General features: G+C 33.7%; 15 protein-coding genes. 6 read left to right on the forward strand and 9 right to left on the reverse strand.

Going from position 1 to position 13,310, the window contains the following annotated elements; all coding sequences use genetic code 11:
* Nucleotides 1–203: 203 nt before the first annotated feature.
* Nucleotides 204–1,700, forward strand: a complete 1,497-nt coding sequence (locus I862_RS03695; RefSeq protein ID WP_038539052.1) for a hypothetical protein — start codon at nt 204–206, stop codon at nt 1,698–1,700.
* Between the two features lie 50 nt (nt 1,701–1,750).
* A complete protein-coding gene (locus I862_RS08695) occupies nt 1,751–1,876 on the forward strand; it encodes a hypothetical protein (protein ID WP_267880535.1) in 126 nt (41 codons plus the stop codon).
* Between the two features lie 28 nt (nt 1,877–1,904).
* Here the strand turns inward: I862_RS08695 and I862_RS03700 are convergent, their stop codons facing one another.
* The 8 genes from I862_RS03700 to I862_RS03735 form a co-directional block, all read right to left on the reverse strand.
* Nucleotides 1,905–2,771: a class I SAM-dependent methyltransferase gene (locus tag I862_RS03700; RefSeq protein WP_038539054.1), complete on the reverse strand. Its 867-nt coding sequence runs from the start codon at nt 2,769–2,771 to the stop codon at nt 1,905–1,907.
* Nucleotides 2,772–2,833: 62 nt separating this feature from the next.
* A complete protein-coding gene (locus I862_RS03705; RefSeq protein WP_038539056.1) occupies nt 2,834–3,895 on the reverse strand; it encodes a hypothetical protein in 1,062 nt (353 codons plus the stop codon).
* A gap of 153 nt (nt 3,896–4,048) precedes the next feature.
* Nucleotides 4,049–5,071, reverse strand: coding sequence for a glycosyltransferase family 4 protein (locus I862_RS03710; protein WP_038539058.1), 1,023 nt, complete (start codon nt 5,069–5,071; stop codon nt 4,049–4,051).
* Nucleotides 5,072–5,168: 97 nt separating this feature from the next.
* Complete coding sequence (locus I862_RS03715) at nt 5,169–5,849, reverse strand: RlmE family RNA methyltransferase (RefSeq protein WP_038539060.1); 681 nt, start codon at nt 5,847–5,849, stop codon at nt 5,169–5,171.
* Nucleotides 5,850–6,014: 165 nt separating this feature from the next.
* Nucleotides 6,015–7,304, reverse strand: a complete 1,290-nt coding sequence (locus I862_RS03720; protein ID WP_148299479.1) for a TolC family outer membrane protein — start codon at nt 7,302–7,304, stop codon at nt 6,015–6,017.
* A gap of 22 nt (nt 7,305–7,326) precedes the next feature.
* Nucleotides 7,327–8,802, reverse strand: a complete 1,476-nt coding sequence (murC, locus tag I862_RS03725; RefSeq protein WP_199398828.1) for a UDP-N-acetylmuramate--L-alanine ligase — start codon at nt 8,800–8,802, stop codon at nt 7,327–7,329.
* Complete coding sequence (locus tag I862_RS03730) at nt 8,796–9,602, reverse strand: outer membrane protein assembly factor BamD (protein WP_038539064.1); 807 nt, start codon at nt 9,600–9,602, stop codon at nt 8,796–8,798. Before I862_RS03730 ends, murC begins: the two co-directional genes overlap by 7 nt.
* Before the next feature lie 36 nt (nt 9,603–9,638).
* Nucleotides 9,639–10,421 (reverse strand): succinate dehydrogenase iron-sulfur subunit, encoded by a 783-nt coding sequence (locus I862_RS03735; RefSeq protein ID WP_038539066.1) that lies wholly within the window; start codon nt 10,419–10,421, stop codon nt 9,639–9,641.
* Between the two features lie 334 nt (nt 10,422–10,755).
* On the opposite strand from I862_RS03735, the gene I862_RS03740 reads away from it, so the two are divergent.
* From I862_RS03740 to ruvB, 4 genes are all read left to right on the forward strand, one after another.
* Nucleotides 10,756–11,094: a TrbC/VirB2 family type IV secretion system protein gene (locus tag I862_RS03740; protein ID WP_038539068.1), complete on the forward strand. Its 339-nt coding sequence runs from the start codon at nt 10,756–10,758 to the stop codon at nt 11,092–11,094.
* A gap of 114 nt (nt 11,095–11,208) precedes the next feature.
* Nucleotides 11,209–11,379 (forward strand): 50S ribosomal protein L33, encoded by a 171-nt coding sequence (gene rpmG, locus I862_RS03745; RefSeq protein ID WP_038539070.1) that lies wholly within the window; start codon nt 11,209–11,211, stop codon nt 11,377–11,379.
* 4 nt (nt 11,380–11,383) lie between these two features.
* Nucleotides 11,384–12,052: an ABC transporter ATP-binding protein gene (locus I862_RS03750; RefSeq protein ID WP_038539072.1), complete on the forward strand. Its 669-nt coding sequence runs from the start codon at nt 11,384–11,386 to the stop codon at nt 12,050–12,052.
* Nucleotides 12,053–12,065: 13 nt separating this feature from the next.
* The gene (ruvB, locus tag I862_RS03755; RefSeq protein ID WP_038539074.1) at nt 12,066–13,082 is read left to right on the forward strand and encodes a Holliday junction branch migration DNA helicase RuvB; all 1,017 of its coding nucleotides are present in this window, start codon (nt 12,066–12,068) and stop codon (nt 13,080–13,082) included.
* A 68-nt stretch (nt 13,083–13,150) separates the two neighbouring features.
* On the opposite strand, the gene I862_RS08395 is transcribed toward ruvB, so the two are convergent.
* The gene (locus I862_RS08395) at nt 13,151–13,309 is read right to left on the reverse strand and encodes a hypothetical protein (protein WP_158499264.1); all 159 of its coding nucleotides are present in this window, start codon (nt 13,307–13,309) and stop codon (nt 13,151–13,153) included.
* Nucleotide 13,310 lies beyond the last annotated feature (1 nt).

The raw sequence follows: 13,310 nt of genomic DNA on the forward strand, positions 1-13,310 counted from the left end.
TTGAGTTATAGTAATCATTTTCTATAAACGCAATAAAAATTTAATATATATAGATAAAATATTTATATAATATTAAGCTTACTTTTTAAACAACTGACCCAGATGTTATTTACTCAAATAAATATATAGTTGTTTTAACAATTTATTCTCAATATAGTTAATATATAATTAACTTATAATTTTAAATTCAAAGGGGAATTAAAGTGAGGGAAGGCGGGGAAAAATCTACACCGAAAGTAGGGTTGGGCAGAAATATACCATCATTAGTATTAGATAGCGTAAAAAAGAAGCAAGATGATAAAATACCTATTAATTATGCATTTTTGTCACCGAGAGCACTTCCATCAACACAAAGTATAGTTGATAAAAGCTTACCTGAGAAAAAATTAAGGTCACCGCTTGCTTTATCAGCTGATTCAATATCAAGTACAAAGGAACCCGAGGGTGTATTTTTAACCCCGAGAGGAACTTCTTCCGGAGAAAATTTATTATCTAGGGGTATAAAATTAATTAGAAGAACCAGTAGTCGAGAGCTAAGCTCAAAAACAGATAATACAATCCCTGATATAAAGAATAGCACAAGCACTCCTGCTACCCCGAGAAGTGACGGAGAAAATGAATTTTCACCTAGAAAAAATAATTTCAGTTTTTTTGGTTTTAGACTTTCACCGAGAAATGAAAATAAAATTAATAAAAGAAATATATTAATTACAAATTTTAGAGATGCAGAATCTCCGAAAGCTCGGAAGAAAGCAGCTATAGCTATAGTAAATCAAAGCGACTTATTTGAAGAAAATTACCTTCACTTTCTAAAGTTGGCCAATGATATGGTAGCAAACCGGGAAAAATATGAAAATAACGGATATTTTGTGAACCCTATTCTTCCTTTAGATAGAAAAGATCAAGCTGATGAAGTGTATACATTTATGCTAAGATTAGCGGAGAACTCTACTAAAAGCCTTACCGCTCGAACTGATTCGTTAATTCCTCCCGGCAACATAGTTTGTATCGGGGTTAATTTCGTAAATGATGATAAGAAGGACGGAGCTTATACTAGGAAAGTTGGGGGAATTAAAGAGTTTCTAAATGAATGTAATACGGCTGTTTGCAGTATAGAAAAAGTTACGGCATTACTGGAAGTAATAACTGTAAAATACCCTTTAACTATGCACTTAATAACCCCTTTAGAAGAAAGTATAGCATCCGATTACAGACCCATGTTTAAACATGGGTCTTATTTTAAGGAACGTGACTCTGAATTTGCTCAAAGATGGATTGAGCATCAAGGTTTAAAGAAACAGTTTAAAATTGAACTTAATAATTTTATTTCCTTAGGTATGGAAAACCCTGATAAGTTTGAAGATGAAATGAGAAACATCTCAAAAATAGTTGCCGGGTTTTATATTAAAGATTTAATTATGATGCCGGATGATGAAGATAGAAAATACGGCACAAAAACCAGAGAACAGGCAATTGAAAAAATTAAGACTCATGTAAGTAAATTACAAAAAAATGAGAAATTCTTAGCAACCGCTTTAAAAAAAGCTGAACTATACACTGATAGCTGGTTATCTGCAAAGATAGATGAGCAAACTCAACAGAGCGAAGGTTCTTTCCGGGTAGTAGGGAAACATACCTCACGCCTTGAAAAAGAAAAAAAAGAATTGAGAGAAAAGGGAAAAGAAAGAAAATTTGATTAAAACATGTTAACTTCATAATCACTTTTATAAGCTATACAACCTGAGGACATATGAAAAATAGACAATCGACTAAAGGGTCTGCTCAGAACTATTCAGTGAAAGCTAAACAATTAAAACAGCGAGCATTAAATTCTAAAAAACAAGCTATAAGGGATAAAGGTAAAAAAGGTAAATAGGCTTAAAGTATATATTATTAATGAATACTTAAACAGCCGGTTTTGTAGCAACTATTTCCAGATTATGATCATATAAAATCACACTACCATTTTGATTAACAGGGAATTTTGATATATAAACATCGACAATTTCATTAACAAACTTATCTGCCTCTAAGCTATTAATACTTTTTAAATAATGATAATAAGGTAGCCAGCTTTTTATTTGCATCTTTAATTGTGCGGTATTATTTAAAAAATTTTTATCTTCTACATTACGGATACTGACTATTTGAAAGTTATTTTTTTCGAGCAATGCAGCATATTCCCCTACCGTAAAACGTTTCATATGACTTTTAAAATTAGCAAAATAAGCTTTCCACTTTGCACTTTTAACCAATCTGTCAGCTATATCCTGAACAGGATCTCCCCCTTTTGAGGCTAATCTCAAATAACAAATACCGTTCGGCTTAAGAGCAGTGAACATTCCTTTTAAAACTTTATCGTTATTTGATATCCAATGTAGTACTGAAAAAGAAGTTATGATATCAAACTTTTCTTTATGCGAATTATAAAAATTAGCATCACCGGCGAATTTATTTAGGAAGCTTAAGTTTTTTATATATTTATAATCTTGCTTAGCTGTGTTAACTACAGCCTCATCGCTATCAATTCCGACTACATCCCCCTGCGGCACATAGTTTGCCATCATAGCAGTAATATTTCCGACCCCCGAACCAATATCTAAAATAGATTCACCCCCTTGAAAAATATAATCTTGAAAAAAGAATTTTGTTGCCCAGCTTTGTTGCAGAAGCGCATTTTCCGCATAATTATCCGCATACCAACGCTTTGATGCACCTGCAAATGCGTTTAAGCTGCTTAGAATTAATAATAAGAAAAAAATTTTTTTCATATATGAAATTGAAATTTCTTATTGCTCATTTTTATAATTATTATTGAGCAATGTAAATAAAATTATTCTGATATAAATATCGGATATATAGTATTCATTACATTACTACAAGCAATCCCTACTGCAGCAACAGTATAATCTTTTGCACCAAACAATTTTGCAACACTTTTACTGAAAACCTTAGCCCAAGCATTCCAACTGAAGCGCTTGCCTGACTCTAGGGTAAGATTATCTTCAAACAAAATATTTTTAATTAGATTAGCTGCAATCTCAGAATCAAATGAGGAATCAGTAGCAAGTTTAACCGCTTCTTTTAACCCTCTACCGGAAAAGTTTTTTAAATGGAATTTAGCTTGATACTTAAAGTCTGCTTGTAATTTCTCACTTATAAGCATGTTTTCAGCTTCTTCATTGCAGGTTACGGAGTTTTCTAAATTTAAAGTTTCAGATATATTTTCTTCAAGTGTGTTTTCTAAGTAGCTATATGCACTTGAGATTAGCGGCATACCTAAGCTGGTAATAATTTTCGCCGAACTGAAATAAATAGAATCATTTTTACTCCACCCGCTATAGAATAAAACTTTTTCAGTCACAAAGCAGCTATATATACCGGAAAAAACCTTTACCGCATTATTATTAACAAAATTTCCGATTTCACCTATCACTCCATCAAAACATTCGGAAGCTATATACCCTACACCTGATATAATTAACGCTGAAGCAGTCAGATTTATAATGTTAGGGTTTATATATTTATAACTTAAAGCGAGTACTGAAATTGAAGCTAGAAACAGCGTTGCGTTATATAGCTTTGTTGCCCACGGGTCATAATTATAAGCTTCACCGGTTGCCTCTTCGCTTTCTTCTCCAAAGGTCAAATATGTAGGAATATTATTTAAAAGCCCATCGCTAAACCGGTTATTATAAAGGTTACTTAATTCATCCCCATAAATTGGTTGGGTACCATTTGAACTTATTAAATTTTTTAAATTAAAAAATGAGCCGATATCATCATATTGAACATTTAATATATCATTATAATATTGATAATTAGGGCAATAACTACTACTTAAAGCTAAAAGAAACAGATCTACAGATACATCATATTCACTAATTAAGTCCATGATTAATTACCCTTTCCCCTTATATATTTAAAGTATGTCATAATTAATTAAATTATGCACCAATGTTTTCTTAAGATAAATTGTGCCGATATTATCAGTAAAAAACAATATCAGCAATAGAAAACATTGTTTATATATCAAGCAATATATACGTTAATTTAAAGTTTTTAAAATATTTGTTACAGTATGCATAATCTGTTCTCCTACCACCTTAGAACTATACTTCGTTTTAACTAAATTTAAACCTTCTCTAGCTAGGTTGATTGCAAGCTCTTTATTCTTAATTAAAAGCTCAATCTTATCGGCTAAGCTTTGAGGATTATCATTTTCTGCAAACAATCCGTTTAGTCGGTCGGTAATAATATTGCTCGGTCCTTCGGTTTTAGTTGAAATGACCGGTCTTGAATATTTAAATGCTTCTAAGATTACTATTCCAAAGGGCTCATGCAAAGAAGGAAGACAAAAGATATCTATATTTTTATAAAAGCTTTCCTTATCTTCCACCCATCCTATAATTTTTACTTTATCAGATAGTTGTAGAGTCCTAACCATCTTTTCCAAATTTTCTCTTTCTTCACCCTCACCTCCTATGATAGCTTTAAACTCAACTTTTTTTTGCTCTAATATTGATAAAGCTTTTAGAAATATATCAAAACCTTTTTTCTTTACAAACCTGCCGACCGTACCAATTATCGGAGGGTTATAAAATTGAGGAGCTATAAACTGAATATCATCATTAATTTCAATCATGTTGGGTATAGTAAATACATTTTTATAGCCCATTTGTTTGATTTTTACATTTAAGTCATCTGCAACAGTGATTATAGCCTTGCTTTTAAATAATTGTTTAAAACTATAATTATGACATAGTGAGATAATCGGAACGTTATTTGCAGCGAATTGAAGTATTCTTGCTGCTCTATTACCATGTGTAATAATGCAATCAGGCTTTTCAGCCTTTATAATTTTTTTAAGCCTAATAATAGTAAAAGGGTCATATTTTGAGAAATTTGAAACAGGATAAAAATCTTCTTTTAAGTATTTTTTAATTTCCGCATTCTTGTTAATAATTTGAACGACTTTACAGCCGACTTGAGTAAGAGCATTAGTATAATCTAAAAAAGCTTGCTCAATTCCGCCAAGCCCTTTACCCAACATTGCGTTTAAAATTTTCATTTGGTTATTTTATATTCTGAGATATTTAATTACCAAATTAGCATCTAATTAAAAATATGAGAAGTTTTTGTTTGCTGGTTAAGTAATAATAGTATGCTTATAAATTTTCTGTTTGTTGATTCTTAAATTTCAAAGCTATTAGGTATACTTCTGATGAATCATCATAGCTCGCATCCGGCTTAAAGTATTTTACTGTCTGAAAATGTTTTTTTGCTTCATCAAGGAGGAATTTTTCTTCCTTACCTTTTAAAAGTTTAGCAACAAAGCATCCACCCTTATTTAATTTTTTAAATGCAAACTCTAAAGCAAACCCCACCAGCTCAACTAATCTTAAGTGATCAATCTGCCTATCACCGCAGGCATTAGCCGCCATGTCGGAGAGCACGACATCAACTTTATCAGGTAAAGCTCCTTGGAATTCATTATTGTCAATTAGCTCTAAAAAATCACCTTCAATTAAAAGCACCCCTTCTACCGGCTTGATTTCTTTTAAATCTATCCCAATTATTTTTGCTTTATTCGCCTTTTCTTTTGCGATCTGCAGCCACCCGCCCGGAGCTGCTCCCAGATCTATTATGCACTTTACATTATTTAAAATTTTGAATTTTTCATCTATTTCAAGTAATTTAAATGCAGCTCTTGATCTATATCCTTTCTTCTTGCAAAGGTTCACGTAAGGATCATTTATATGGCGTTGCAACCAATTAATCGAACCGATTTTTCTTCCCTTGGCTGTTTTAAGTTTTTGTTTTGTATTTCTAAAGCTTTTATCTTTCAAGTTATACTACCATTATTTCATTCTGGTATTATATGCGCTTATCGTTTAAACCTCAATCTCTGCTTTTGTAAAAATTAGAATACCAAAAAATAATTTATCAAAAAATCTTTAAATATATTATTTTTTTAAATGCAGCCCAATTAAAGCTCAGAAAATAAAAGTAAATTAATAGTTATTAAAATCCATTTGATTTAAAGTACTCATTAAAGCGTGTATACTAAATAAAGCTATTACATTATTTTTATGAGCTTCCGCATTCTTAATCTTAGCAGCAAATAACTCATTTTCGGCATCCAATATATCAAGTGTTGTTTTAGTGCCGACCTTAGCTTCTTCTTCTGTACCGAATAATGCATTTTGCGCTGCAACTACAGCTTTTGCCGAAGATTCAATAACTGCTTTAGTAGTATAATATTCGCTCCATGCCTGTATAACTTTTTGAGTAACCCCAGTAATCGTGGCCTCATGCAGGTGTTGTGCTCTACGCTCTTGGTATTTACTACTCCTAATATCCGCATATTCAGCTCCGCCTTGGAAAATAGGAACCTTAACTTGTACACCGTAAGTATCCCCATCGCTTCTGGCAATTTTGAGGTCATCATTTCGATTAAACTGAGCAAATGCATTCACTTTAGGAGAAAGTGCGGAGAATGCTTTTTGTTTTTGATTTTTAGCAGCGTATGCATCGCTTTTTGTTTTCTGAATATTAGAATTTTTTTGTATAGCCGCTTCCATAAATTGCTCAAGATTAGCCGGTATACTCATTTTTTCTAATTTGATCGGTTCCATATTAGCAGGAACCGGATCCCCAGTTATGGCAGTAAAATTAGCTTCCGCAGCAATCACCGCACCTTTTGCCTGCTCTTTATCCGAGATTGCAGCGGCAAGCCTTGAAGTAGCTAAAGAAACATCGGTGATAGTTGCTTCTCCCAACTCTAACTTAGCTTGGGTTGCCTTTAAGTGGTTGCTTATTGCTTCTTCTTTTTTAATGCTTAAATTATAGAGCTCTCGCTTAGTAAGCAGGTCTTCATAAGCATTAATAGTACTTAAAATTATCTTTTCTTTAGTATTTAGCAGATTGGCTTGAGCAGAATTAATCGAGTTTTTTGCGTAATTTAAATCAAATAAAGTGCTTCCGCCACTGAATAAAGGCTGTACAACATTAAGAGATAATTCACTTCTATTCGGATTTTGTACCCTATTCTTATATGCTTGCGACTTATAATCCGTGTTAGTAAAATTACTTTCAGCATTAATGTTGGGCATAACTCCGGCAAAGGCTTTATACTTTAGGGATTTAGTAGATTGCAAATCATCTCTACTTGCTTTAATATCCAGATTGTTAGCCCTTGAAGCCCTTATTGCATCCGCTATAGAATATGCATTAGATACATAGGGTATAGTAAATGAACTAAATCCTATCAAAAAAGCCATTTTCTTTAAAATGTTATTCATAATCAAAGCTTCCTCCCATATTTTAAGCAACTTTAATTTTTTGTAAATTTGCTAATTGTTCAGGCAATTGGTATGCCCATTTAGTTACATTCCCGGCACCTAGAAAAATTATCAGGTCATTTGGTTGTATGGTGCTTTTCAGTATTGATGCTATTTGGTTATGATCAGGTAATAAGTAAACTTCCTGACCGGTAGTTTTTTTGATATTTTGTACTAGTGCTTGAGAGTCAATTCCATTTATAGGTTCTTCACCCGCAGGATAGACTTCCGATATATACAAAGTATCGGCTTCTTTAAAGCAAGCACTAAACTCATCCATTAAATCTTTCAGCCTTGAATACCTGTGCGGCTGAGCAATTGCTATCACTTTAGAACCCTTGTCATCGGCAATTTTACGGGCAGTTTTTAACGTAGCCTTAATTTCTATAGGATGATGCGCATAATCATCAATAATAGAAATGCCGTTTATTTCCGCAACCTTAGTGAATCTTCTTTTTACACCTTGAAAAGTACTTAACCCTTTTTGGATTAACTCTTTGCTGATGTTAAGCTTTAAAGCAACAGCCACTGCTGCTAATGAGTTAAGTAAATTATGCTCTCCCGAGATACTGAGTTTAATATCTTTAATCTCGTTAAAATCAATCTTTAAGTGTTTCTGTAAAGTTTCCGATATTTTGACATCAAATGTTATCTTTTCAAGCGCTTGATTAATATTTACAGCCACTAAATCAGCATTCTTATTATTAATACCATATGAAACGATTAACCGATTAGTAACTCTTGCAGCGATCTCCCTTACTGTTTCATGGTCAAAACAAAGCACTCCGAAACCATAAAAAGGCAAGTTTTCAATAAATTTAAAATATGCATCTTTTGCATTTTCAAAACTACCGTAATAATCTAAATGCTCGGGATCTATATTAGTTACAACTGCAACAAAAGCAGGGATACTGATAAACGTACCATCCGATTCATCTGCTTCAGCTACCAGGAATTTGCCTGAACCTAATCTGGCATTAGTACCAAGTTCGTTAATTATACCGCCGTTAATTACAGTTGGGTTTAGACCCGCTTCTTCGAGCATTTTAGCTACCAAGGAAGTAGTAGTAGTTTTTCCGTGAGTTCCGGAAACTGCTATACAATGCTTAAACCTCATAATTTCAGCTAACATTTCCGAACGTTTAATAATCGGTATATTAAGATTTTTTGCCGCAATTATCTCCGGATTAAATGGATTAATCGCAGTTGACCTAACTATAATCGCAGCATCTTTAACGTTTTCTTCTTTGTGTCCGATAAATATGGTTATACCTAATTTTTCCAGACGCTCGGTTACATAGGAATCGCTTATATCCGAGCCCTGCACTTGATAGCCGAGATTTTTTAATATCTCCGCCATTCCGCTCATACCTATACCGCCGATCCCTATAAAATGGATGATACCTACCTCAATCGGGGATATACTATATAGCTGGCTATTCATAACTCCGTTTACCATATTTTACTGATTATTCTCTTAGTGATTGAGGGTTGCGGTTCATTGATATTGGATTCAAGTAAATTATAAGCTTTACTATACCATTTATTGTTCGGATAGTTATACCCGAGCACGGATACATATTTCTTTGCTTGGTCAATTGCACCGAGCGAATAATAAATTTCCGTCATCCTGTAAAGTGCTTCAGGCACGAATATGGTTGTATCGTACTCACTAACCACTACTTTAAACCGGTTTAAAGCTGCAATTAAATTACCTTTATGTAAATAAGATAAACCGATATTCATCTCTTTACCCGCCAGTTGATTAAATGCTAAATCAATTTTTAGTTTAGCATCATTGGCATATTCGGAATCCGGAAAACGGGTAACCACTTCTTCTAATGCCTCTAAAGCTTCTCTTGTCAGCTGTTGATCCCTTCCGATATCAACTATCTGATCATAATAGCATAGCGCTTTTAAATAATACATGTATGCAACACTATGATGACTCGGATACTGCTTTAAGAAATCTTCAACGGTAAATATGGCATCATCGAATTCATCATCCAAATAGAAGCTATAAGCTTTTTTTACTGTTGCTTCAGGAGCAAGCGGTGAGGCCGGGTGCTCTCTTTCTATAGTCTCAAAGCTTTTTATCGCTGATTTATATTTGCTTTCTTTTATTGCCAGGTTCCCTTCACTATAAAGTTCGGAGGGATTATGTGAAACTTTATTATCCGCATCTTTTTTACTCGAATTACAAGCACTAAGAAAAGCGATTAAAGATATCGTTAGTAGATGTTTATTAAATTTTTTCATGAAAGTCTGCATACTTTTGATTTCTCTATAACAAAACTATTGCTGTCTTTCAACTAACATTTCTTTAATTTTTGAAATAGCTTTCGCCGGGTTCAAACCTTTAGGACAAGTTTTGGTGCAATTCATAATGGTGTGACACCTGTAAAGCTTGAAAGAATCTTCTAAATCATCCAGCCTTTCTCCGGTAAATTCATCTCGACTGTCGATTATCCATCGGTAAGTTTGCAACAATATTGCCGGGCCTAAATATTTATCACCGTTCCACCAATAACTCGGGCAGCTGGTTGAACAGCAAGCACATAATATGCATTCATATAAACCATCAAGTTTTTCTCTGTCTTCCGGCGATTGTAGCCTCTCCTTACCTGAAGCTCCGTCCTGCTCAGTCTTTAACCACGGCTCAACCGATCTAAGCTGCGCATAAAAATGCGTAAGATCCGGGATTAAATCTTTTACAACCGGCATATGCGGCAGAGGATAAATTTTTACATCACCTTTAACATCGCATATTGCTTTTGTGCACGCTAAAGTATTAGTACCGTCAATGTTCATTGCGCAACTACCGCAGATACCTTCTCTGCATGATCTCCTGAATGTAAGAGTGCTGTCTACTTCATCTTTAATTTTTATTAAAGCATCCAAGACCATAGGACCGCAATTATCTAAATCAATATGATAAGTATCAACCTGCGGATCTTTATCTTCATCCGGATTATAGCGATAAATATTAAATTTCTTAGTTTGTTTACCGGCAGCTTCTAAATTATGCTCTTTACCTTTTTGAACTTTGAAATTTTTTAAAGGTTTTGATTCACTCATATTAACAATAAAATATTGATCCTAAATACATAATTACAAATCTTGGATAGAACTTCAAGATAAAGCTTTATAAAAATGTTTAATAATTTAATACTTAACTGATTTATAACCACATCAATCAATTTCATCCAAGGCATTTAAAGCCTTTATTATATCTATAAATAAGGAAATTTTTATTTCAGTAAAATTTATTTTAGATACCTTATATTAAAAAAATATTGTTTATAGCTAATGACCTTGTTACTATCTAAAGAGTATGTAATGGTTGAATAATAAAATTTAGAGTTTAAATTCAACATAAGCACAAAATATTTAAAATATAAGGGAGAGAATAATGCAAGCCTCAGGGTTGAATTATATTAACAAAAACTTTTTAGTTAAGATTATTATGGTAATAATGCTGAGTATTTCTGCATTAATGCCGACTAATTCTTATGCACAAGGCGCAGATGATACAAAAATCACTGAAACATTGTGTAATGCCGTTAACCAACTTACCGGTAACATCGGTAGATCGATTGCTATTTTGATAGTTATATCTTTAGCTATAATGCTTTTCTTAGGTAAAGTGACCTGGGGTGTGGCAATTGCAGTCGGAGTCGGTATGGGTATTTTATTCGGAGCACCGGATGTTGTACAACTTCTCTCCGGAGGCACGGCTTGTAAAGGCTAATTAGTTTTACACAACTCTTAAGAGGCCTTTAGTAAATCTAAAGGCTTTTTTTATTGACTAAACACACAAAGTAACTAATATTGTTTCACAAATTTCAATTGGTTTAAAAAGCAAATGGCAAAGAAAAATATAGTGCTGATCAAACTTGCGAGCAGTGAAGGTACAGGTTCTTTTTTTGTAAAAAAGAAAAACCCGAAAAAATTGACTAAAAAACTTAATTTTAAAAAATACGATCCTAAATTAAGAAAGCACGTACTCTTTGAAGAGAAAAAACTAAGTAGCTAAGTGAGTGACTCTTCTTCGCTTAGAAAATATCAGTAAAACTTTTAAGCAAGGTGAATCAAGCCTAGGAGTATTAGATGATATTACATTCACCCTTGAAGAAGGTGAGATTATAGCTTTAGTCGGCCCATCAGGTTCCGGCAAAAGTACTTTTTTATCTATTGCAGGCCTGCTTGAAAACCCGTCTTCGGGAAAGATATATTTCAATGACCGGGATTGCTCTAAAAGCTCTGATAGATTAAGAACTAAAATTCGTCGGGAAAGCCTCGGTTTTATTTACCAATTCCATCATTTACTTCCTGAATTTACCGCATTGGAAAATGTAATGATACCCGGGATGCTATTAGACAAAAGCGAGAATGAAGTAAAGGAAGAAGCAATTATACTCTTAGACTCTTTAGGGCTTAAGGAGCGATTAAACAGTATGCCTTCCGAGCTTTCAGGCGGAGAACAGCAGAGAGTCGCCATTGCGAGAAGCTTAATTAATAAGCCGCAATTAATACTGGCTGACGAACCTACCGGAAACCTGGATAATGCGAACGCTGAAAAAGTAATTAATATAATCATAAAACAAGCCAGGGAAAGGAAATTATCTGCAATTATCGTTACACATAATGTTGAACTTGCAGGAAAAACTGATAAAGTCATGACTATAAGAGACGGTAAAATTTTTTAATTAAGAGTTAATAGTGACTCAATCAAACAGATTCTATAACCCGCAAAGCGAAGAAAATGAATTAACTTTAAGGCCTAAAAAACTTAATGAGTTCATTGGCCAGCATGATTTAAAGAAAAATTTATCGATTTTCATAAATGCGACTAAAGCCAGAGGTGAAGCTTTGGATCATGTGCTTTTTTATGGCCCTCCCGGACTTGGAAAGACCACATTATCGCAAATAATTGCCAATGAGCTGGAAGTGGGCGTAAAAATGTCATCAGGCCCTGTTCTTACTAAATCCGGGGATTTGGCTGCAATCCTTACCAATTTACAAGAAAATGATGTTTTATTTATTGATGAAATTCACAGGCTTCCCAGCGCAGTTGAAGAAGTTTTATATTCAGCAATGGAAGATTTCTATATTGATATAATAATCGGTGAAGGACCTGCTGCAAGAGCAGTTAAAATATCTTTGCCGAAATTTACTTTAGTTGGAGCAACGACGAGATTAGGACTACTTACCAATCCTTTAAAAGATAGATTCGGAATACCGCTTAAGTTAGATTTCTATAACCGGGAAGAGTTGGTAAAAGTGGTGGAAAGAGGAGCAATCTTATATAATATCAATATTGACATGCAAGCTGCATTTGAACTTGCTAAGCGCTCAAGAGGCACCCCCAGAATTGCTATGAGACTACTGAAAAGAGTTCGGGATTTTGCCGAGCATTTAAAGAGCGCTAAAGTCGGGCTTGAAGAAATTAAAGAAACTTTAAACAGCTTAGATATCGATGAATTCGGTTTAGATAAATTAGATAGGAAGTATATAAACTATATTGCTGAAAATTATAAAGGCGGACCGGTCGGAATTGAAACTATAGCTGCCGGTTTATCGGAAGATAAGGATACATTAGAAGATACCATAGAGCCTTATCTGCTACAGATTGGTTTTTTAGCAAGAACACCTAGAGGAAGAATGTTAACCGAAGCTTGCTTAAAGCATTTAGGTGCTCCCTATCAATCACTTATCCAAAAACAATTAGAGATTTAAAAAATTAAGCAAAATAAAAAAAGGGATACTTAATATCCCTATTTTTTAAAAGCTTGTTTATATATTAATTAATTGCTTTCAACAGGTGTATTGGTATCTCCATGGCTTTGCTCGCTTTGTTGGCCTTCATCAGCAGCAGATTGCGCAGAAGCATGAGATTCGCAGGCAACTGCTTTAGATGCCACGCCTAAAACTAAAGATAAGGTAGCAACTTGTAAAAATGTCATA

Origin of the sequence: endosymbiont of Acanthamoeba sp. UWC8, assembly GCF_000730245.1 — a bacterium.
Lineage (GTDB): Bacteria > Pseudomonadota > Alphaproteobacteria > Rickettsiales > Midichloriaceae > Jidaibacter.

Excerpts from the sequence above, each read along its gene's own strand:
- I862_RS03705 (WP_038539056.1), bottom strand. The coding sequence starts at position 3,895 with ATGGACTTAATTAGTGAATATGATGTATCTGTAGATCTGTTTCTTTTA.
- I862_RS08395 (WP_158499264.1), bottom strand. The coding sequence starts at position 13,309 with ATGACATTTTTACAAGTTGCTACCTTATCTTTAGTTTTAGGCGTGGCA.
- rpmG (WP_038539070.1), top strand. The coding sequence starts at position 11,209 with ATGGCAAAGAAAAATATAGTGCTGATCAAACTTGCGAGCAGTGAAGGT.
- I862_RS03710 (WP_038539058.1), bottom strand. The coding sequence starts at position 5,071 with ATGAAAATTTTAAACGCAATGTTGGGTAAAGGGCTTGGCGGAATTGAG.
- I862_RS03720 (WP_148299479.1), bottom strand. The coding sequence starts at position 7,304 with ATGAATAACATTTTAAAGAAAATGGCTTTTTTGATAGGATTTAGTTCA.
- I862_RS03735 (WP_038539066.1), bottom strand. The coding sequence starts at position 10,421 with ATGAGTGAATCAAAACCTTTAAAAAATTTCAAAGTTCAAAAAGGTAAA.
- murC (WP_199398828.1), bottom strand. The coding sequence starts at position 8,802 with ATGGTAAACGGAGTTATGAATAGCCAGCTATATAGTATATCCCCGATT.
- I862_RS08695 (WP_267880535.1), top strand. The coding sequence starts at position 1,751 with ATGAAAAATAGACAATCGACTAAAGGGTCTGCTCAGAACTATTCAGTG.
- I862_RS03740 (WP_038539068.1), top strand. The coding sequence starts at position 10,756 with ATGCAAGCCTCAGGGTTGAATTATATTAACAAAAACTTTTTAGTTAAG.
- I862_RS03700 (WP_038539054.1), bottom strand. The coding sequence starts at position 2,771 with ATGAAAAAAATTTTTTTCTTATTATTAATTCTAAGCAGCTTAAACGCA.
- I862_RS03730 (WP_038539064.1), bottom strand. The coding sequence starts at position 9,602 with ATGAAAAAATTTAATAAACATCTACTAACGATATCTTTAATCGCTTTT.